Source organism: Bradyrhizobium sp. WSM3983 (assembly GCF_000473045.1).
Taxonomy (GTDB): Bacteria; Pseudomonadota; Alphaproteobacteria; order Rhizobiales; family Xanthobacteraceae; genus Bradyrhizobium.
On the sequence record NZ_AXAY01000001.1, the window covers coordinates 274,409 to 294,521 of the forward strand.

General features: G+C 62.3%; 16 protein-coding genes and 1 tRNA gene. 10 read left to right on the plus strand and 7 right to left on the minus strand.

Features of this window, described 5'->3' with window-relative positions:
- Nucleotides 1-74 precede the first annotated feature (74 nt).
- Nucleotides 75-1,175 (plus strand): DNA polymerase IV, encoded by a 1,101-nt coding sequence (gene dinB / locus YUA_RS0101265; protein WP_027529005.1) that lies wholly within the window; start codon nucleotides 75-77, stop codon nucleotides 1,173-1,175.
- Between the two features lie 37 nt (nucleotides 1,176-1,212).
- On the opposite strand, the gene YUA_RS0101270 is transcribed toward dinB, so the two are convergent.
- On the minus strand, nucleotides 1,213-3,372 hold the full coding sequence (locus YUA_RS0101270; protein WP_027529006.1) for an exonuclease domain-containing protein: 2,160 nt from the start codon (nucleotides 3,370-3,372) through the stop codon (nucleotides 1,213-1,215).
- A gap of 126 nt (nucleotides 3,373-3,498) precedes the next feature.
- Entirely contained in the window at nucleotides 3,499-3,678 is a 180-nt protein-coding gene (locus YUA_RS49730) for a hypothetical protein (RefSeq protein ID WP_156947030.1), read from the minus strand.
- A 122-nt stretch (nucleotides 3,679-3,800) separates the two neighbouring features.
- On the opposite strand from YUA_RS49730, the gene YUA_RS0101280 reads away from it, so the two are divergent.
- Complete coding sequence (locus YUA_RS0101280; protein WP_051383074.1) at nucleotides 3,801-4,823, plus strand: alpha/beta hydrolase; 1,023 nt, start codon at nucleotides 3,801-3,803, stop codon at nucleotides 4,821-4,823.
- Nucleotides 4,824-4,871: 48 nt separating this feature from the next.
- Here YUA_RS0101280 and YUA_RS0101285 read toward each other — a convergent pair whose 3' ends face one another.
- A complete protein-coding gene (locus YUA_RS0101285; protein ID WP_027529008.1) occupies nucleotides 4,872-5,333 on the minus strand; it encodes a hypothetical protein in 462 nt (153 codons plus the stop codon).
- A gap of 250 nt (nucleotides 5,334-5,583) precedes the next feature.
- Between YUA_RS0101285 and YUA_RS0101290 the strand changes: the two genes are divergently transcribed.
- The gene (locus YUA_RS0101290; protein WP_027529009.1) at nucleotides 5,584-6,540 is read left to right on the plus strand and encodes a hypothetical protein; all 957 of its coding nucleotides are present in this window, start codon (nucleotides 5,584-5,586) and stop codon (nucleotides 6,538-6,540) included.
- Nucleotides 6,541-6,870: 330 nt separating this feature from the next.
- On the opposite strand, the gene YUA_RS0101295 is transcribed toward YUA_RS0101290, so the two are convergent.
- The 3 genes from YUA_RS0101295 to YUA_RS0101305 all read right to left on the minus strand — a co-directional run bounded on the left by YUA_RS0101295 (nucleotide 6,871) and on the right by YUA_RS0101305 (nucleotide 9,146).
- Nucleotides 6,871-8,112, minus strand: a complete 1,242-nt coding sequence (locus tag YUA_RS0101295) for a type II toxin-antitoxin system HipA family toxin (RefSeq protein ID WP_027529010.1) — start codon at nucleotides 8,110-8,112, stop codon at nucleotides 6,871-6,873.
- Nucleotides 8,112-8,363 carry a helix-turn-helix domain-containing protein gene (locus tag YUA_RS0101300; protein ID WP_027529011.1) on the minus strand — a complete coding sequence of 84 codons (252 nt, stop codon included), beginning with the start codon at nucleotides 8,361-8,363 and terminating at the stop codon, nucleotides 8,112-8,114. Before YUA_RS0101300 ends, YUA_RS0101295 begins: the two co-directional genes overlap by 1 nt.
- Nucleotides 8,364-9,071: 708 nt before the next feature.
- Nucleotides 9,072-9,146, minus strand: a tRNA-Gln gene (locus YUA_RS0101305).
- A 241-nt stretch (nucleotides 9,147-9,387) separates the two neighbouring features.
- Here YUA_RS0101305 and YUA_RS0101310 point away from each other — a divergent pair.
- A complete protein-coding gene (locus tag YUA_RS0101310) occupies nucleotides 9,388-11,166 on the plus strand; it encodes an acyl-CoA dehydrogenase (protein WP_027529012.1) in 1,779 nt (592 codons plus the stop codon).
- 193 nt (nucleotides 11,167-11,359) lie between these two features.
- Here the strand turns inward: YUA_RS0101310 and YUA_RS0101315 are convergent, their stop codons facing one another.
- Nucleotides 11,360-12,592, minus strand: a complete 1,233-nt coding sequence (locus YUA_RS0101315; protein WP_027529013.1) for an MFS transporter — start codon at nucleotides 12,590-12,592, stop codon at nucleotides 11,360-11,362.
- 294 nt (nucleotides 12,593-12,886) lie between these two features.
- On the opposite strand from YUA_RS0101315, the gene YUA_RS0101320 reads away from it, so the two are divergent.
- The 6 genes from YUA_RS0101320 (at nucleotide 12,887) to YUA_RS0101345 (ending at nucleotide 20,103) form a co-directional block, all read left to right on the plus strand.
- Entirely contained in the window at nucleotides 12,887-13,645 is a 759-nt protein-coding gene (locus YUA_RS0101320) for an enoyl-CoA hydratase-related protein (RefSeq protein WP_027529014.1), read from the plus strand.
- Nucleotides 13,646-13,799: 154 nt separating this feature from the next.
- The gene (locus YUA_RS0101325) at nucleotides 13,800-15,458 is read left to right on the plus strand and encodes a bifunctional UDP-sugar hydrolase/5'-nucleotidase (protein WP_027529015.1); all 1,659 of its coding nucleotides are present in this window, start codon (nucleotides 13,800-13,802) and stop codon (nucleotides 15,456-15,458) included.
- A gap of 134 nt (nucleotides 15,459-15,592) precedes the next feature.
- Complete coding sequence (locus YUA_RS0101330; RefSeq protein WP_027529016.1) at nucleotides 15,593-16,522, plus strand: histone deacetylase family protein; 930 nt, start codon at nucleotides 15,593-15,595, stop codon at nucleotides 16,520-16,522.
- Between the two features lie 73 nt (nucleotides 16,523-16,595).
- Nucleotides 16,596-16,847: an exodeoxyribonuclease VII small subunit gene (locus YUA_RS0101335; RefSeq protein ID WP_008132970.1), complete on the plus strand. Its 252-nt coding sequence runs from the start codon at nucleotides 16,596-16,598 to the stop codon at nucleotides 16,845-16,847.
- A gap of 591 nt (nucleotides 16,848-17,438) precedes the next feature.
- Nucleotides 17,439-19,367, plus strand: a complete 1,929-nt coding sequence (gene dxs, locus YUA_RS0101340) for a 1-deoxy-D-xylulose-5-phosphate synthase (RefSeq protein WP_027529017.1) — start codon at nucleotides 17,439-17,441, stop codon at nucleotides 19,365-19,367.
- A gap of 181 nt (nucleotides 19,368-19,548) precedes the next feature.
- Nucleotides 19,549-20,103 carry a nucleoside 2-deoxyribosyltransferase gene (locus tag YUA_RS0101345; protein WP_027529018.1) on the plus strand — a complete coding sequence of 185 codons (555 nt, stop codon included), beginning with the start codon at nucleotides 19,549-19,551 and terminating at the stop codon, nucleotides 20,101-20,103.
- Nucleotides 20,104-20,113: the final 10 nt, after the last annotated feature.

Below are 20,113 nucleotides of genomic sequence, written 5' to 3' on the forward strand. Positions count from 1 at the left end.
GGCGGGGGCGCCCCGCCGCCTCGGTTCAAACACCAGACCTCGCGATTCTCACGGCCCGATTGTATCATCCGCGCATGAGAGAATCCGACACCGTGGAAGGCGACGCAACGCGCGTTCGCAAGATCATCCATATCGACATGGATGCCTTCTACGCGTCGGTGGAACAGCGCGACAATCCGGAACTGCGCGGCAAACCCGTCGCTGTCGGCGGTTCGGCCGAGCGCGGCGTGGTCGCCGCGGCGAGCTATGAAGCGCGCAAATTCGGTGTTCGGTCCGCCATGGCATCGGTCACCGCGAAGCGGCAATGTCCCGACCTGATCTTCGTGAAGCCGCGCTTCGAGGTCTACAAGGCGATCAGCCGGCAGATCCGCGAGATTTTTGCCGAGCACACGGAGATCATCGAGCCCTTGTCCCTCGACGAGGCCTACCTCGACGTGACGGAGAACCTCCAAGGCATCCCGCTCGCGCGCGACGTCGCGCTTAGGATTCGCGAGAAGATCAAGGCCGAGACCGGTCTCAACGCTTCGGCGGGCATTTCCTACAACAAGTTCCTGGCCAAGCTCGCCTCCGATCACCGCAAGCCCAACGGTCAGTTCGTGATCTCCCCCGAGATGGGACCCGCCTTCGTGGAGACGCTGCCCGTCGGCAAGTTCCACGGAATCGGACCGGCGACGGCTGCGAAGATGAATGCACTCGGCCTGTTTACCGGTCTCGACATCCGCAACCAGACACTGGAGTTCATGAACGCGAACTTCGGCAAGTCGGGCGCCTATTACTATTGGATCTCACGCGGCGTCGACGAGCGGCCGGTGCGGGCCAACCGGATCCGCAAGTCGATCGGCGCGGAGACCACGTTCGCGACCGATCTCGCCGATTTCGACGCGCTGGTCGTCGAGCTTCGCCCCCTTGTCGACAAGGTCTGGCGCCATTGCGAGACGACCGGCAGCCGGGGCCGCACCGTCACCTTGAAGATCAAGTTTGCCGACTTCGAGATCATCACGCGCAGCAGATCTCTCCTCGCGCCTGTCGCAGGCCGGGACGAGTTGGAGCGCCTCGCCTGCGGTCTGCTCGAAGTCGAGATGCCGCTGCCCAAACGGATCAGGCTGCTGGGTGTATCGCTGTCGTCCCTCCAGCTCGGAGACGATGCGGAGCCGCAACTGACCTTCGGAATTTGATCCGACCCCCTGAGGTCATTTTTCGCACCGACCGGGATCAGGCCGCAATCTCTTCTGCCCCGCTCCCAGCCTCATCGCGCTTCGCGTTGATCAAATTGAGCAGGTGCGCGGCCGCGCGGGCGTCGCATAGAGCGCGGTGGTGGTCTTTCAGTTCGATATTGTAGGCACGGGTGAGCTTGCCCAGCCCGTAGGACTTGTGACCGGGGTAGTGCCGGCGCATGCCCGCGCAAGTGCAGAGTTTCGGAAAGCGGAAACGGCGTTCGAGGCGCTCGTATTCCCCGGCGATGAAACCATAATCGAAATTGACGTTGTGGGCGACGAAAACGCCGTCGCCCATGAACTGCATGAAGCTGTCCGCGACTTCCACGAATAACGGCGCGTTCCGCACCATCTCGTTGGTGATGCCGGTCAACGCGACGATCTTGGCCGGAATCGACCTCTGGGGATTGAGCAGCGAATGCCACTCCGCCACGACCTCATGATTGCGGATCCTGACGGCGCCGATCTCGGTGATGCGATCCCCACCGGTCCAGCCGCCGGTGGTCTCGATGTCCACGACGACGTAATCCTGATCCGGATCGAAACGGAAATCGGCGCGGCCGATCTCCGATGGAATGCCGGCGTTGCCGAGCTGGCGAAGCCGCGTCAGCTGGTTGCGCCGGATGACGTCGCCCTCGGCCTTCACCTCCATGAACGAGACGGCGCCGTTCGCAACGAGCATGAGATCGGGGAAACCATCGCGCATCGCGCGATAGTCCTCACACATCAGGCGGAGAATCGCGGCGAGGCCGGTCGCACGCGCGCCTGCAAGCAGTGCGCGGAGAGCGTCCATGTCGACATGGTCCCAGGCGAACACGCCGTTCGGCTTCCCCCATTTCGCGGCGACGGTCCGCAGGATCTGGGGGAGCGCAGCGTTCGACGCGACGGCCTCCAGCCTCATTTCGATCTGAGGAGAGAACAATCGCGCAAAGGTTCGGTCCTTCAGGCAGTGCGGCATCCAATCGAAACCGCTGTGCAGCTGTCCGGATTCGAACAGCTCGTCCCAGAACAGCAATCCGAACAGGCAATGCCAGAGCGTGTTTTCGGCATAGAAGACCTCAAGGCCTTGCCGGCGCAAGACGCCCGCAATGCCGGCCTCCGGATTACCGCGCCAGCTGTCGTCAACCAGGAGCGTTCGCCCCGCCCGCAGCAGTTCGGTGCAGAGTCCCGTCCTGCGCCCATCGAATTTCCGGGCATAGAAATCGCTCGCGAAGACGAATTCGTCGTCGCTGGCGGGATCGTCGATCATGCGACGCAGCAGTTCCTCAGAGGCCTCCTTGTCGCCTTCCGCATAAAGCAGACGGGCGAGGCGTTCGTGACAATCGGCCGAGGAGCCGGCACGGTAGAGCCCGATCGCAAGCTCGGCTTCGCCCTTCTTCTCGAAATGAAGACCCGCCTTGTGTGCCGCGCGGCTCCGCAGATCGATGGCGTAGTCCGTGGGGCAGACAGGACCGCCGAGAATTTCGGCAACGGAATTGCGATACACCTCGTCCGATTTGGTCTCGAGGTGGCGCAGCAGGCGGGCGTAGTGGAAGCAGGCCCTCGCCTCATCCGCGTCGGCAAACCGGGCGCTGAAATCCGCCTGGTCGTTCGTGCGCAAGATGCCGAGGTCGCGCAGCGCGAAATTCTTGAGGTTGTCCTCCGTCTTGCCGAAGTAGAGATAGAGCAGAAACTCCAGCGGCTCGGTGTCACCGAGCGCGATGAAGGCCTCACCACCACAGTGCTGGAAAGCAGTGCCGAACGACAGATTGGCGAGACAATATTCCATCAGCTTGCCCTTGGGCCACGAGGCCCGGACATCGCTCATGCCGGCCGCCTTTGCACCGTCGAACAGCACCGGCTTTGCGAGGCATGCCACGAACGCAGCGTAATCCTTTTCGATCAGGGCTCGGACATAACCGGCGGCCGCAAGCTCTCCCAACGCGCCGATGAGGTCGGCGATCTCCGTGTACTTGAACGTGGAGGGATTGAAGACCGTGCCGTTCCGGTTGACCATCCTGATGAACAGGCACTGGGCGTCTTTGGACAGCGACGAGAAGCGCGCGACGAACGCGTGATGCCCCTCGGTCAGCACCGGACCGTAGGTCTCGCAAACGAAGCTCAGCATCTCCGTGAAATGGTCGTGGTAGTAGTAGACCGGCAGGACAGGCAGCGTCATCCGTGCTTCGCCCTCGACGCGGCGCGGAATCCCGGTCTGGTCAGATTTGCACGGGCGGCGGAGACACCGCCCGCCCCTGGGTGATGGACGGTCATGTTCGACTTCTGTTCTTTTCGTCCGGCAGTGTCAAGCGTCGAACGAAGAGAGCTCGTCGGTCATGCGAACGAGCAAGGAGGCTCCTCCCTCTTCCAGATTGGAAGATTCGCGCATCACAGCAACAGCAATTTCAGGGAGGCAGGCAATCTGGCTGGGGCGGGAGGGATCGAACCTCCGAATGGCGGAATCAAAATCTGTTTGATTGTTCAACTATTTCAATCCGCATTTGGAACAAGCGGCGTGGGGCGCCCCGCCCTTTTCTCGCCGCCATCATCATTCAGGAACGCGCAGGGGGCGGGCTCCTCCCAGGGGGCAGTTCCTGAAGGTTCTGCGTGATCGTTCGACGTTTAGTGCAACACGAAGTCATTGCGTCCCGCCGTGCACTCCTTGGCGGGCTTGCGTCCTCAGCCTGCGTTGTCGCGCTGGGCGGATGCGCCAGCATGGGTGCGACCGGCGCACGCTACGACGCTTCGTCGCTCTCGGTGGACCCTACGTTGCTCGTCGCAACCACGCGCAAGCCAGTGAACGGCGGCCGGGCGAAGCCGTGGTTCGGGCCAGAGCGGGCTTCTACGATGACCGTCGCGCGAGCGAAGCTTGTGCCGCCTGGTGACAGCCGTTTCTCTCTGGCTGCAGCCGGACTTGGCGATTGGCGTCTTGATGGGATCGAGCCGGTATCGGGCGAGGTCAGCAGTCTTGTCGCGCAGGCCGGCGGCGGACCAGACCTCCTGATCTACGTGCACGGCTTCAAACAGACATTCGAGACAGCGGCGCTCGATGCCGCGCATCTCTCCGATGGCATCAGGTTCCGCGGCCAGACGATGGTATTCTCCTGGCCCTCGAAGGCTGGACTGTTCGACTACGCCTATGACCGCGACAGCGCAATGTGGTCCCGCGATGGCTTCGAACGCGTGCTAGGGTCTGTCGTTACGACCTCGAGCGCCGGTCGCGTCCACATCGTCGCACACAGCATGGGAACCATGCTGACGCTCGAAAGCCTGCGCCAGCTCTATGCGCGATATGGTGACACCGTTGCGGGTAAGATCGGGGCCGTGGTGTTCGCCGCGCCGGACATCGACATGGACGTGTTCTCGTCGTCGATCAACCGCATCGGTCCGCTTTCGCGCAAGATCACCGTCATCGCCGCAACGAACGACCGCGCGCTGGCGTTGTCGGGGCAAATCGCTGGTGGGATGACACGGGTCGGCGCTGCCGAGAAGACCGCCATCGAAGGGCTCGGGGTGCGCGTGGTCGATGCTTCCGAGGCAGGCTGGGGCGTTATCAATCACGACTTGTTCCTGTCGAATGCGGAGGTGCGCCAGGTGATACGCCGCTCGATTGATACCGTGGCCGCGTGAATCCGGCGTGGCGGAAAACGATATCGCCGATGCAGAGGAATCTTCGGGCTAGCTCTGACATCCCGTTGACAGGTTCAATGCTTTGAACAGGCCATCGAATACACCGGACCGGCAGGGCTTGACCTCAGCGACTGGTTTGGCGCGCTTGGCATTCGCAATTGCCTTGGACGTTCCCTGCCCGGGCCGAGGTCTGGGCAGCATGACCGCGGATTTTCTCCTGCTTGCGGAGCGCTGGTGTGGCTCGATGATCTTCAAAGGCTCTTGCGCAACAGTCGCTGTTTGATCCGGCGGAGGCATCGGTTCGCTCGAGGAGACCGGCTGCGGAGGCGCTTCAAATTGCATGTGCGGGGTTTCGAGCCGGTCTGCCGTCGTCAGCGTATCGCGTGAGGCGCGCAACCCGACGGTCGCCTGAACGGGCGGCTCGTTCACAGGCTTCGTCATGCGCGGCGATGTCTCAAACTCCATCACCGCGAGCGTACCGAAGCCAACGAGGATGAGAGCCGCTTTCATCTGATTTCACGCTTTCCGAACGAGAACCTCGTTCAAAGCCTGCCGAAAATAAGCTCCCGAAATCGAAGACCAATTGCAGACATCCAATGAGGCGGCTTGGCGGCAGAAGTGAACCAGCCGGCGCGGCTACGGGACAAGATCAGAGACAGGGTTAACGCGGGTCATGCGAACTGGCCTGTGCTTGAGCAAAGCCCCCTCTTGAGCTTGCAATATGCTAGTTTGAGCAGGCACTCAGCCCGGACGTTGCATTGTGACCCATGGTCGTCACCCGGCATGGACCGAGGAAAGCCGCTTCCGCGGTGCCCTCGACGATGTGATTATCGTCCCACTTGTTGTTGTCACGCTCGCTGCAAACAAGATCCTGCGTTTCGTTCTTTCGATCTTGATGCGGATGCTTGACTACGCCTTCCCTTTGGCAATGCAGATTGTCTGGCTTCCGCTCTTCGTGGCCAAGGTTCTCGGCGATGTCATCGTCACCGTCATAGACGGCGCGGTGCGCTTGCTTCCCCTGTCCGAGGCGAAGCGTCGACAATGGAGCAGATCGATTCGCCGGCACTGGTTGTGGCTCCGGCGGAAGATCAGCTATCGGGCGTTCGAACAAGCTGTCCATGATGCCTTTGAAGGCGGCATGGCATGGGTGTTCAGAAGATGCCGGCACCTCACGCCGAACACCGCATTGCTCGTGATCCTGTGCGCGGTACTTTGGCTACCGATCTCTTTCGGGGCTGCAACGGCGATGCACGCGGTATTGCTTGCCAAAGTCACGTCCTTGCCAGCCTGGATGCAACTGTTGCATCCGCTCGCAACGGTCATCGCGAAGAGCAAGCTTTTGGTGCTACCGGTCTATCCGGCAGCCTGGCCGCAGGCCAAAAAACATCCACTCGTTCAGATCGTCTTCAAGGGCTGCGAAATCATCAAGCGCGTATATGTGATCCGAAAAGTCGGCCTTCGCTATCGGCAGGCAGAGATCGCCGGGACCGCGGCGATTGAGAGGCTCGAGCGCACCGCCGGCCTCACATCGGCGGTGAGGTGGTTGCGCGAGGCGCATGTCGCAGAACATCTCGGCGTCGAGAAGCCCACTCAGGAATTGCGTTCGTTCTTCGCGCGATGGTCCATCAAATTCTCAGCTGAATATTACGAAGCGAAGGAACGGCAAGCCTCAGGCGGCCCGTCATCAGACAGCGGCAAGCTGCGAACGCCGAGTTGATCATCAATCGCCAACGGCCTCACCGTGCCGCCATGGCTGCCCGATCGCTCTTCAACAGGCAGTGGACTGCGCCATTTCCAAATAAAGCAACGGAGAAGGCGATTTGACGAGCAATATCAGCTGGCTGGGGCGGGAGGGATCGAACCTCCGAATGGCGGAATCAAAATCAGTTTGATTATTCAATGATTTCAATGTGCGTTTGGAAGAAATGCGAAAAATGGGCTGTTAGTAGTTTCAATAGCTTGGCTGCCGTTTCCAAATGAAAACAGCACTTTCAGGCATATGCCCTGAGACGGTGCCGCATCTGCGCCGACGTTGCAAAGCGTCTTGCTATCCGAGTGCGACACTCGAAAAGCCAAGACTCTCGCGAATGCCCGTCTGCCAAGCCGCCAGAAGTCTATCTCCGATCTCGCGATGAGCAGAATTCTCGCCGAAATACTTCGTCATCTCCGGTGCCAACTTCGCCAGAACATCAGCAGCTTGCTCAATGACCTTGTTGATCGCCGGCAGGGAGAGATCGCAGCGGGTTTGACCAAGACGCACCAACGCTTTGCGGTCTGGCCATTTGGTCGAGCCATTCAATGTAAGCGCCATGCCGTCCTTCGGCAAATAGGGCACCGTGCTGACGAGATCAAACACCGGCGCAAGACGTGCGGGACCAGTGACATCTTCATAGATGACGCCGAAGTTCTTCAGATGTGCGTCACCATTGCGAAGAGCGCAATTGAGGACGAACAGCTTGAACATATCCTCTAGCGCGTTGCGCTGTCCGGCCGGATCAATGAAATCGCGGGCGCGCTTGAATAAGCGTGTTTCGTAGCCACCGTTATATTTCTCGGTAGTGGGTACACCGTTGAGGACGCAAAAGTCCTCGTAGCCCAGATAAGTGCCATCAAGCCGCAGATCGAAACGCTTCAAAACGATGGCGGTACCGTTGTCTGAGAGCTGGAAATCCGGAACGGTCAATCCCACGGCCCTTGCGGCCGACAGGCAGAAATATTCGTTGGCAGCCAGTTCGGGATATTCGTTCGGGTCCCAGAACTTTACGATGTGCGTAGCGCCGCGGAAGCTCTGGGATTGGCGATCACCTGCACCTGTTCCCGCGTCCTCGACAGCGCGGATCATTACCTTCGGCTGGATGCCCGAAAGCCCTGAATGGACCGCGAACTTCTCAAGAAGATAGGCGAACAGCTCGCCACCGCGCTTTGCACTGAGGATCTCGTCGATGGATTGGAATGGAACGTCCTCATTTAGCTCGGCATCGAGATCAGAGTAACGGATGCGCCCGATCTGGCTTCGTCCAACAACCGCCAGCAAATCGAAATCATCAAACGTTCCGGTCGCCTTGGCAAAACTGCGCACAAGGTACGCCCGGAGCGCCCCCTCCGGGAGATTCATGTCGAATATCGGCGCAAGACTGTGTTGCATATTCCAAGATGCCGTCCGCACTGGCATCGTGATCGAGACTGCACGTTCGGCTGCCACTTTCGGCTCGTAGACGAAAGCTGTCCCTCGCGGTCCATGGCGGTCCAAATGTCCAGCGGACTGCTGATCTGTCCAGACCCGGAGCATTAGCGAGCCTCCTCTGCTGCCAGATCCTCAAGTGTCGGGCGACCGCGATTAAGCTGCGTCAACCTCAGGTCGAGATCCAACGCATTCAAGATACGAAGCAGATTTTTGATGCCCATTTCCGCAAGGCGTGCATTCTCAAGCGCCTCCAGGCGTGCGCGACTGATGCCCGCAGTTTGCGCCAGCTTGGTCTGCGACCATCCCTTGGATTTACGGGCCGCCTTAACACGCTCACCGAGTTCGATAAGGTCCATATTGCAGCCTATAATACTCATCTCTCCGATTTCGAGCACATTTGCCTATTATAATTGTCATAACGAGCCCGACGCAATGCCTTGTATAGAAGTTAGTTTATCAAATATTGGCAGGAACGTCTCTTTAAGTAGGCAGATCTGGAGCCCCTCGTTATTGGCGCTCCTGTTCGGCAGATTCGAAAGTGGCCTTCTACGATGATCACCGAAATGATCCGGGCGTTTTCGTCGGGTAGTCACAAATTTGTAGAACTCACCCCGATCACCGGCGCGATTCGGCAGTGCCAGTGTCGTGGCAATCCCGCACGCCTGCTGATGAGGAAACCTTTCATTGAACTACTCTGCGTAACGCCGCGGCCACCAAACGATTGCTCGGACACGCGATCACTCGCTTGTCCGAGCTGCTTTTTGAACTCGGTACGGCACTTGGTACTGAATGTGCGCTGGCGATCTTGCTTCACCGAGCCACACCATCACTGTGGACACGACAGGTTGTCCGATTTGTGCGCCATAATGCGCTATTCTACGATGAGCGCATCACGGACCTGTCGGCGTGGCCTCCCCGCGGTATATGTTGCGGATGAAAGCCACGGAGATAAGCCAATATGGTCGATGTGATGCACGACGCCGCCTAGTTCGATTCTGGACCGAGCATTGGACGTTTCATTTCCAACGGAGCCGGTTAGATAGCGAACTCAACAGCCTAAGTGCTGGCTGGGGCGGGAGGGATCGAACCTCCGAATGGCGGAATCAAAATCCGCTGCCTTACCGCTTGGCTACGCCCCAACAGGCGACGAGGGGTACGGCGGAAGAACTGGTACCCGCAGATTCCCTCTGGTCGCAGCCGGTCTATAGGGAGCGGCGCGGCATTTCAACCGCCCGAAGAGGCAAAATACCACAGGTCCGGGGCCGGCTGGGCCACACTCTATTATAGGCGCGATCCCCGCCCCTTCCCGTCCCTCCCGCCCATTGAGACCTCCCGCGTTTCATGGGAATACGGCGCCAAACCTGTCCTCGGGAGTGAGCCATGACCTACCGCGCGCCGATCTCTGACATGCTGCTGTCGCTCAACCATGGCGCCGGCCTCAGGGCCGCCGTGGAAGCCGGCCATTACGGCGATTTCGACGCCGACATCGTGTCCGCCGTGCTGGAGCAAGCCGGCAAGTTCGCAACCGACGTGCTGGCGCCGCTCAACAAGGTCGGCGACGAGCACGGCATCAAGCTCGATGACGGCAAGGTCACGACCGCGCCGGGCTGGCCGGATGCCTACAAGCGCTGGACCGAAGGCGGCTGGAACGCGGTCTCGGGGCCTGAGGATTTCGGCGGCCAGGGCCTGCCGCTGGCGATCAACGCAGCCTGCACCGAGATCTGGAGCGCCTCCAACGTCGCCTTCGGCCTCTGCCCGCTGCTGACGGCGTCAGCGATGGAGGCGCTCGATGCGCATGGCAGCGACGAGCTCAAGACGATCTATCTCGAAAAGCTCGTCTCCGGCGAATGGACCGGCACGATGCAGCTCACCGAGCCGCAGGCCGGCTCCGATGTCGGCGCGCTGCGCACCCGCGCCGAAAAGCAGGCGAACGGCACCTATCGCATCAAGGGGACGAAGATCTTCATCACCTATGGCGAGCACGACATGACCGACAACATCGTGCATTTCGTGCTGGCCCGTCTGCCTGACGCGCCTGTTGGCACCAAGGGAATCTCGCTCTTCCTCGTGCCGAAGTTCATGGTCAACGCCGACGGCTCACTGGGGGCGCGCAACGACATTTTTGCCTCGGGCGTCGAACACAAGCTCGGCATGCACGCCTCGCCGACCTGCACCATGACCATGGGCGATCATGGCGGCGCGATCGGTTTCCTGATCGGCGAAGAGAACCAGGGCATGCGCTGCATGTTCACGATGATGAACCAGGCCCGTCTCGGCGTCGGCCTCGAGGGCGTCGGCGTCGCCGATCGCGCCTATCAGCAGGCGCTGGCCTATGCGCAGGAGCGCAAGCAGGGCCGCGCAATCGGCAAGAAGGGCGACGGGTCGGATGCAATCTTCGTGCATCCCGACGTCAAGCGTATGCTGATGCGGATGCGGGCACAGACCGCGGCCGCGCGCACAATCTGCTATGCGACCGCTGTCGCGCTCGACGTCTCCTTGCGCGCCAAGGACCCGAAGGTGCGCGCCGATGCCGCCGCGCGCGCGGCGCTGCTGACGCCGATGGCAAAAGGCTATTCCACCGATATCGGCAACGAGGTCGCCTATCTCGGCGTGCAGGTGCATGGCGGCATGGGCTTCATCGAGGAGACCGGCGCCGCGCAGCATTATCGCGACGCCCGCATCACCGCGATCTACGAGGGAACCAACGGCATCCAGGCGATCGACCTCGTCACGCGCAAGCTCGCAGCCGATGGAGGCGCTGCGGTCTGGACGCTGCTCGACGAACTCGGCGCCACCGTGAAGCGGGTCGAGGCCTCCAACGATCCCGCCTTCGGCACCACGGGCGTGAAGTTGCGCGAGGCGCTCGATGCGCTGACACGCACCAGCAAGTGGCTCCTGGAGCGCGTCACCTCTGCACCGAACGAGGCACTCGCGGGCGCGACGCCTTATCTGCAGCAGTTCGGCGCCACGCTCGGCGGCTGCATGCTGGCCTCCGAGGCGCTCGCCGCCAAGGCCGACGGCAACACCGACGCCGCGCGCTACGTCTCGCTCGCGCGTTTCTTCGCCGAGAACATCACCGTGCAGGCCGGCGCGCTCGAGCGCACCGTGACGGAAAGCGCGGAATCGGTCGCGGCGGCGGATGCGGTGCTGTTGGGGTAATTTGGGAGCACTGCCGGCTACAAATTTGGTGTCGTCCCGGCGAAGGCCGGGACCCATAACCCCAGGAAGTAGTTTGGCGAAGACTGGTAGTTGAGCAGTCCTCCCGCGGTACTGTGATCCGCGCTTCATCGACGGATCACGCGGGGGTCCCGGCCTTCGCCGGGACGACATTGAATATTTGGATCCATCCGGGCTACGAAGCTGCGACCTCAGCCCTTCTCCCCGGCCGCCACAACACGATGCCGGCCGCGACGACGTCCAGCACCACGCACATCGCAAACGCCATGGTGTAGTCACCGCTCGCGCTGCGCACGAGGCCGACGATGCCGGGGCCGAAGGCGCTGACGATGCCGCTGATCGAAGTCCCCAGCCCCATCGCGGCCGCGAAAGCCGTGCTGCCGATCTCACGCTGGATGATCAAAGGCGGAAACGTGATCATGTTGCCGATCGAGAAGCCATAGACCGCGCAGCACATGAGCAGCACCGTCGGGCTCTGGCTTTGCAGGAGAACGAGCAGCGCTGCCGCCTGGCTCGTCATCGACGCCGCGCAGGCAAGCCGCGGATCGAGCCGATCGACGAACAGGCCGAGCGACAGCCGCCCGACCACGGCCATCGCCGCCATGATGGTAACCGCGAGGCCTGCACTGGCGCGACCGATCAGCGGCTCGAGAAACGACACCTGGTGGATGATGAAGCCCATCTGCGCCAACAGCGCGACCGCGATCGGCAGCACCATGGTCCAGAATGACGCGTTGGTGAGCAGCTCCTTCCGCGAATGACGCGCGGATTTGTCGCCAGAGACACCTGCCGCTGCATTGGACGACGCCTCGACCGGCCAGCTGGTGAAGACGACGACCACCGGCAGCACCAGCACCACCATCACGATAGTGGCTGCCAGCATGGCGGAGCGGAAACCGATGCTGCTGCTCAGCGCCAGCAAAACCGGAACCAGGATGATGCCGCCGAAGGTGGCGCCGTTGAAGGCAAGGCTAAGCGCGAGCCCGCGACGCCGCGCGAACCACGCGTTCAGCACGGTCGCGATCACCACCGAGCCCATGCCGGTCCAGCCGACCGACATCAGCGCATAGGCAAGATAGAGCTGCCAGGGCGCCTGCATCAGTCCCAGCAGCGCCGTCGATGCGCCAAGCGCCGTCAGCCCGCTCAGGATCAGCGCCCGCAGCCCGATGCGGGCGAGCAGATCGTCGGTGAAGATGACGAGGACGGAGGTCAACAGGAACGAGAAAGTGCTGGCCGCGGACACCAGCGTGCCCGGCCAGCCATGGGCGCGCTGGAGCTCGGCGAGATAGACGCCCTGGCCGTAGAGGCCGAAGCCGAACATGAAGAAGGCCATCAGGAAACAGGCCGACACCACGCGCCAGCCGCGGTAATGCAGCGAGGATTCGTCAGCGCCCGTTGCGGCAATCATCGATCAAGCATCGGCCTCATGGAACGAGACGGCTGATCGTGCCGCACAACCACCGGTTTTTCAATTGAAACATTGTAGCCGATTGTTGCAATGCGCAAAACGCCGCAGGACGTGTGATGCAGCTTCCGCGAGGTTCCCGGCGAATGCCACCATCGGACGGGTGTCATGCAACCGCTCACGGGTATCACCGTCGAAATGGTTGAGCCGCAGGATTGGCACGCCTGCCGGATCATGTAGGCTCAGCATTGCAAGACTCGCCGATGGCAGGAGCCACAGCGGGCGCAGGGAGTGCTCATGCCGAACGGCAACATCATCGTCACGGAGGAGCGCGCCACCCGCGTGATCACCCTGCGCCGCCCGGGCAAGAAGAATGCGATCACGCAGGACATGTACCGCGAGATGAGCCGCGCGATCGACACCGCGCAGAACCATCCCGACATCCGCTGCATGATCATCACCGGCGGCTCCGGCGTGTTCACGGCCGGTGACGACATCGACGATTTCATGAAAGCCGACGCATCGCGCCCCGAAACGCTGTCGGATGGCGTCAGATTCCTCTATTCGCTGGCGCTGAACGTCAAGCCGATCATCGCAGCCGTGGACGGCGCCTCGATCGGCATGGGCACAGTGATGCTGTTTCACTGCGACTACGTGCTGGCCTCGACCGCCGCGACCTTCTCGGCGCCTTACATCAATCTCGGGCTCGTTCCGGTCGGCGCCGCCAGCCTCTTGATGCCGAACACGATGGGTTACCAGCGCGCCTTCGCGATGCTGGTAATGGGCCGGACCTTCACCGCATCCGAGGCCCATGCCGCCGGCTTCGTCAACACCGTGGTGTCGCCGGGACATACCGAGGTCGAAGCCCGCAAGGTGGCGCGAGAGATCTGCCGGCTGCCGGCCGAGGCGGTCGCAACCTCGCGCAAGCTGCTGCGCGCAGCACCCGAGGAGCTCACCCGCCGCATCGACCAGGAAGGCCATCTGTTCGGCGAGAAGTTGAAATCCGACGAAGCGATTGCAGCGTTCAATGCGTTTGCGAACAGGAAGAGGCGGTAGGAGCCGTCATTCCGGGGCGCGACGAAGTCGCGAGCCCGGAATCCATTCATCCGCCAACCCTGTGGCCCAATGGATTCCAAGGCGCTACGTGCGCCCCGGGAATGACGGCAAGAAGCTTCGTGAAATCTTCGCCTGGAACGTCTAGTCTGGTTCCATGCGATACCAATCCATCCTTGCTACGCTTTCGTTCGCGCTCTGCGCCCTGCCCGCCGCGGCCCAAACCGCAGCGCCGGTTGAACTGCGCATTCTTGCGATCAACGATTTCCACGGCAATCTCCGCCCTCCGCCGGGCGGCATCCGCATCAACGATCCCGAGGACAAGAGCAAGAAGGTGATGGTGGCCGCGGGCGGCGCCGAGTACATGGCGACGCTGGTCAAGCAATTGCGCGAGGGGCACAAGAACACCATCTTCGTCGCCGCCGGCGACCTGATCGGGGCGAGCCCGTTCTTGTCAGCGATGTTTCACGACGAGCCGTCGGTCGAGGCGCTCTCGATGATGGGGCTTGCGATCAGTTCGGTCGGCAATCACGAATTCGACGAAGGCAAGGCCGAGCTGCTCAGGATGCAGAACGGCGGCTGCCATCCGGAGGATGGATGTCAGGGACCGCGTCCCTTCACCGGCGCGAAATTTCACTATCTCGCGGCCTCCACCATCGAGACCGCGACCGGCAAGAGCGTTTTGCCGCCTTACGAGATCAGGGAGTTCGAGGGCATCCCGGTCGCCTTCATCGGGCTGACCTTGAAGGAGACCGCCGGCATCGTCTCGCCCAAGGGCATCACGGGACTCGAATTCCGCGACGAGGCCGAGACGGTGAACGCGCTGGTGCCGCAACTGAAAGCGCAGGGCGTCGAGGCGATCGTGGTACTGATCCACCAGGGCGGCGAGCCAACCGGCGACTACAACGAATGCCCTGATATCACGGGGCCGATCGTCGACATCGTCAAGAAATTCGACCGCGCCGTCGACGTCGTGGTCAGCGGCCACACGCATCGTGCCTATGTTTGCCAAATCGACGGCCGGCTCGTCACCAGCGGCGACAAATACGGCACGCTGGTCACCGCGATCGACCTCAAGCTCGATCCGGCAACACGAGACATCGTCAGCGCCAGGGGTGAGAACATCATCGTCGCCAACGCCTCGCTCGCCAAGGATCCCGAGCAGACCGCGCTGATCGACGCTTATGACAAGCTCTCGGCACCGATTGCCAACCGGCCGGCCGGATCGGTGACGCAGACGCTGTCGCGCGTCCCGAACGAAGCCGGCGAAAGCGCACTCGGTGACGTCATCGCCGATGCACAGCTCGCCGCAACCAGGGACGCCAAGGATGGCAGCGCTGTCATCGCGCTCACCAATCCCGGTGGCATCCGCACCGACATCATCCCGAAGGAGAACGGCGCGGTGTCCTACGGCGAACTGTTCGCGAGCCAGCCGTTCCGCAACCGCCTCGTCACCATGACGTTCACCGGCAGCCAGCTCAAGGACATGCTGGAGCAGCAATGGCTCGATCCGAAGCGACCGCGGATCCTCCAGGTGTCGATCGGATTCGCCTACAGCTGGGACGCATCAAGGCCGTTTGGCGAGCGCGTGATGGCCGACAAGATGACGCTCAACGGCAAGCCGATCGAGCCGGGCACGGGCTACCGCGTCACCATCAACGATTACCTCGCCGTCGGCGGCGACGGTTTTACAGTCGCGAAACAGGGCGCTTCGCCGCAATATGGCGGCTATGACGCCGATGCGCTGTTCGCCTTTTTCAAGGCGCATGGTCCGATCGGTCCGCTGCCGCCGACCCGCATCCTGCGCGTGAATTGATCCGGATCAAACCGAGGCAGAGCGGGACAGCCCTTTGCCATTCGCGGCGGAACGCATAGATTGGATTTGCATTGCGTTTTGGCGCCGGATGCGCCAAGCGACGTCGAGAGTTCGTTCCCTGTGAGGCCGACCTGATGAGCACGCTTCTCCTTTCCCACAAGGCCTGCCTCGACCACGTCACGCCGCCGGGACACCCTGAAAGACCCGACCGCCTGCGCGCGGTGGAGGAAGCGCTGTCGGTTGAGCGCTTCCAATTCCTGGCGCGCGACCTCGCGCCGGAAGGCGATCTCGATCTCGTCACGCTGTGCCACAACGAGGATTACGTCACCGAGCTGCGCCACATCGCGCCGACCAGCGGCCAGGTCTATATCGATGGCGACACGTCGATGTCCCCGGGCACGTGGGAAGCGGTGATGCGCGGCGTCGGCGGCGCGGTGGCTGCGACCGAAGCGGTGATGAACGGCGAACACCGCAACGCCTTCGTCGCGGTACGCCCGCCCGGCCATCACGCCGAGATCGGCAAGCCCATGGGCTTCTGCTTCTTCGACAATGTCGCGATCGCCGCGCGCCATGCGCAGCGCAAATACGGCATCAAGCGCGCCGCCATCGTCGATTTCGACGTGCACCACGGCAACGGCACCCAGGACATCTTCTGGTCGGACCCGACCGTGATGTACTGCTCGACGCATCAGATGCCGCTGTTTCCGGGCACCGGCGCCAAGAGCGAGCGCGGCGATCACGACACCATCGTCAACGCGCCGCTCGCCTCCGAAGACGGCGGGCCCGAATTCCGCAGTGCGTTCGAGAATCTGATCCTGCCGCAGCTCGAAAAATTCAGCCCCGAACTTGTCATCATCTCGGCGGGCTTCGACGCGCATTACCGCGATCCGCTGGCCTCGCTGAATTTGCACGCGGAGGACTACACCTGGGTCACGCGCAAGCTGATGGACCTTGCAGACAAGTCCGCCGGAGGCCGCGTTGTTTCTGTGCTCGAAGGCGGCTACGATCTGCAAGGACTGAAAGAATCTGTTACGGCGCATGTCGGCGCCCTGATGGGCGCTTGACCCACCCGCCACATTAAGCCCGCAAAACTCTGCTGTTTTACACGAGAAGCGAATCGGGCAATCGGAAACGGATATGGCCGAAAATACCCAAGTCGACGTCTCCCGGCTCACCTTCGAGCGCGCGATCGAGGAACTCGAAACGATCGTGAAGCGGCTCGAAGACGGCAAGGTGCCGCTCGAGGAATCCGTCACGATCTACGAGCGCGGCGAAGCCCTGAAGCGGCGCTGCGAGGAGCTGTTGCGGCAGGCCGAGGCGCGCGTCGACAAGATCACCACCGATGCCAGCGGCCAAGCCACCGGCACCGCCCCGCTCGACGTGCAGTAAAGGGCGCCGCCCCAAAGCTGCGCGCTTCAAGCATCGCCCGTCTGCATTTTTTCAAGATCGCACGCCGCAGTCTCCGCTCACGGGATCGGGTGGCGGGGCACCAGAATTGAAGAATATCCTCGCCCGCGCCCTTCGGCCCGGCGAAACCTGCCAAAATCCCAGTGCTTTTCGCCCGGAATCCTGCCAAGGAACCGGGCACGATTGGAACCTCCCCTCCGGCGCCGCGATTAACCAAATTGGCCCGCCGGTTGCACCTGCATACCCGTAATCGGCCGGGCGGGTTGGCTTTGGCCCAAGCTTTGGTGTAAAGCTGCGCGGAGTGTGGCTTTTTGTTAGCTTTGACGTGGGGACCGATTTCCGATGCCAAGCGCTTCAAATCGCTAATGAATTGGCTGGGACGGACGAAGCCGATCTACGTGACAGGGATCACAGAGACTGAACCGGAGCGCACTTAAGCTCACCTAAGCTTGAAGACGGGGCTTTGCCCCATGCAGGTGGCTCCGACGGTTTAAGGACTCGCGCTGCGCCGATATTGTGCAAACCCATCGCGCACCGGAACAATCTTCCGGTGCTGACAAATTGGAAATCGCCGTGAACGCATACAGTAAAACGCCGCTTCTCGACACCATCCGGACGCCGGACGACCTGCGCAAGCTCAAGGTCGAGCAGGTTCGCCAGGTCGCCGACGAGCTGCGTCAGGAGACCATCGATGCCGTCTCGGTGACTGGCGGTCACTTCGGCGCGGGTCTCGGCGTGGTCGAGCTCACCACCGCGATCCACTACGTTTTCGACACGCCGCGCGACCGGCTGATCTGGGACGTCGGCCATCAGGCCTATCCGCACAAGATTCTCACCGGACGCCGCGACCGCATCCGCACGCTGCGCACCGGCGGCGGCCTGTCCGGCTTCACCAAGCGCAGCGAGAGCGATTACGATCCGTTCGGCGCCGCGCATTCCTCGACCTCGATCTCTGCCGGCCTCGGCATGGCGGTCGCGCGCGACCTCGCCGGCGGCAAGAACAACGTTATTGCAGTGATCGGTGACGGTGCGATGTCGGCGGGCATGGCCTATGAGGCCATGAACAATGCGGGCGCCATGAACTCGCGCCTGATCGTCATCCTCAACGACAACGACATGTCAATCGCCCCGCCGGTCGGCGCCATGAGCGCCTATCTGTCGCGCCTCTACTCCGGCAAGACCTATCGCACGCTGCGCGATGCGGCCAAGCAGATCAACAAGCGCCTGCCGAAGATCCTCGCGAACCGCGCCAACCGCGTCGAGGAATATTCCCGTGGCTTCATGATGGACGGCGGCACGCTGTTCGAGGAGCTCGGCTTCTATTACGTCGGCCCGATCGACGGCCATAACCTCGACCATCTCCTGCCCGTGCTGAAGAACGTGCGCGACATGGAAACCGGCCCGATCCTGGTCCACGTCGTGACACAGAAGGGCAAGGGCTACGGCCCGGCGGAAGCTTCGGCCGACAAGTACCATGCCGTCGTCAAGTTCGACGTCGCGACGGGCACCCAGGCGAAGGCCAAGCCGAACGCGCCGGCCTACCAGAACGTGTTCGGCCAGAGCCTGGTCAAGGAAGCCGAGAAGGACGACAAGATCGTCGCCATCACCGCGGCGATGCCGTCGGGCACCGGCGTCGACATCTTCAATAAGGCGTTCCCCGACCGCACCTTCGACGTCGGCATCGCCGAGCAGCACGCGGTCACCTTCGCCGCCGGTCTTGCGACCGAAGGCTACAAGCCGTTCTGCGCGATCTACTCCACCTTCCTGCAGCGCGGCTACGACCAGATCGTCCATGACGTCGCGATCCAGAACCTGCCCGTCCGCTTCGCCATCGACCGCGCCGGCCTCGTCGGCGCCGACGGCGCGACGCATGCCGGCTCGTTCGACAATGCCTATCTCGGCTGTCTGCCGAACATGGTGATCATGGCGGCGGCGGATGAGGCTGAGCTCGTGCACATGGTGGCGACCCAGGTCGCGATCAACGACCGTCCGAGCTCGCTGCGCTATCCGCGCGGCGAAGGTCGCGGCATCGAGATGCCCGACGTCGGCGTTCCCCTCGAGATCGGCAAGGGCCGCATGATCCGCCAGGGCAACAAGATCGCCCTGCTCTCCTTCGGCACGCGTCTGGCCGAATGCGAGAAGGCGGCCGACGAGCTCGCCGCCCACGGCCTCTCCACCTCGATCGCGGATGCGCGCTTCATGAAGCCGCTCGACACCGAGCTGGTGCTGAAGCTCGCCCGTGACCACGACGTCGTGATCACGGTGGAGGAAGGCTCGGTCGGCGGCTTCGGCTCGCATGTCGCGCAATTCCTGACCGATCAGGGCGTGCTCGACACCGGCATGGTCAAGTTCCGCACGATGGTGCTGCCGGACGTGTTCCTGGATCACGACACGCCGAACGCGATGTACGCCCGCGCCGGTCTCGACGCCAAGGGCATCGTCGCCAAGGTGTTCGAAGCGCTCGGCAAGGACGTCAAGACCGAGACGGTCAAGCTCGCCTGAGGCTGGTTCACCTCTCCCGCTTGCGGGAGAGGTCGACGCGAAGCGTCGGGTGAGGGCTCTATCCTCTAGGGGATTGTCCCGTTGCGGAGACACCCTCTCCCCAACCCTCCCCCGCAGGCGGGGAGGGAGCGCAGTTTTCGCCGCGGTTCTTAACTCGCCTGATTTCTCCTGGGCAGTCCCGATGAAAATCTATCTGGCAGGTCCCGACGTGTTCCTGCCGGACGCGGTTGAGATCGGCCGGCGTAAAGCCGCGATCTGTGCTGCTCACGGCCTCACCGGCCTCTATCCCCTCGACAACACGGTCGACCTCACCGCGCCTGACGCGTCGCGGCAGATCTTTTTCGGCAACGAGGCCATGATGGACGAGGCCGACGCCATCATCGCCAATCTCACACCGTTCCGCGGCGCCGGTGCGGATCCCGGCACCGTCTACGAGCTCGGCTACGTGGCCGGCCGCCGCAAGTTTTGCCTGGCCTATTCCAACGATCCCGCCGCCTACGCCGACCGCGTCACGCGCTTCATGAACGTGACGTCCGAGGACGGGCGGCTGGTCGATGCGCAGGGGCTGACGGTCGAGGATTTTGGCCTCGTCGACAATCTCATGATGATCCATGCGCTGGAGCTGCATGGTTGCCCGCTGGTGACACCGGCCGAGCAGCCAGCCGACGTCTGGCACGATCTCGCCGCGTTCGAGACTTGCGTCCGGATGGCAGCCGCGCGATTGATCGCTACATAGACGTTTCAAT

What these genes read in the sequence shown, in the direction of transcription:
- YUA_RS0101320 (WP_027529014.1), top strand. Translation starts at nt 12,887, where the DNA reads ATGCCGAACGGCAACATCATCGTCACGGAGGAGCGCGCCACCCGCGTG.
- YUA_RS0101315 (WP_027529013.1), bottom strand. Translation starts at nt 12,592, where the DNA reads ATGATTGCCGCAACGGGCGCTGACGAATCCTCGCTGCATTACCGCGGC.
- YUA_RS0101295 (WP_027529010.1), bottom strand. Translation starts at nt 8,112, where the DNA reads ATGCTCCGGGTCTGGACAGATCAGCAGTCCGCTGGACATTTGGACCGC.
- dinB (WP_027529005.1), top strand. Translation starts at nt 75, where the DNA reads ATGAGAGAATCCGACACCGTGGAAGGCGACGCAACGCGCGTTCGCAAG.
- YUA_RS0101285 (WP_027529008.1), bottom strand. Translation starts at nt 5,333, where the DNA reads ATGAAAGCGGCTCTCATCCTCGTTGGCTTCGGTACGCTCGCGGTGATG.
- YUA_RS0101335 (WP_008132970.1), top strand. Translation starts at nt 16,596, where the DNA reads ATGGCCGAAAATACCCAAGTCGACGTCTCCCGGCTCACCTTCGAGCGC.
- YUA_RS0101325 (WP_027529015.1), top strand. Translation starts at nt 13,800, where the DNA reads ATGCGATACCAATCCATCCTTGCTACGCTTTCGTTCGCGCTCTGCGCC.
- YUA_RS0101300 (WP_027529011.1), bottom strand. Translation starts at nt 8,363, where the DNA reads ATGGACCTTATCGAACTCGGTGAGCGTGTTAAGGCGGCCCGTAAATCC.
- YUA_RS0101310 (WP_027529012.1), top strand. Translation starts at nt 9,388, where the DNA reads ATGACCTACCGCGCGCCGATCTCTGACATGCTGCTGTCGCTCAACCAT.
- YUA_RS0101330 (WP_027529016.1), top strand. Translation starts at nt 15,593, where the DNA reads ATGAGCACGCTTCTCCTTTCCCACAAGGCCTGCCTCGACCACGTCACG.
- YUA_RS0101270 (WP_027529006.1), bottom strand. Translation starts at nt 3,372, where the DNA reads ATGACGCTGCCTGTCCTGCCGGTCTACTACTACCACGACCATTTCACG.
- YUA_RS0101345 (WP_027529018.1), top strand. Translation starts at nt 19,549, where the DNA reads ATGAAAATCTATCTGGCAGGTCCCGACGTGTTCCTGCCGGACGCGGTT.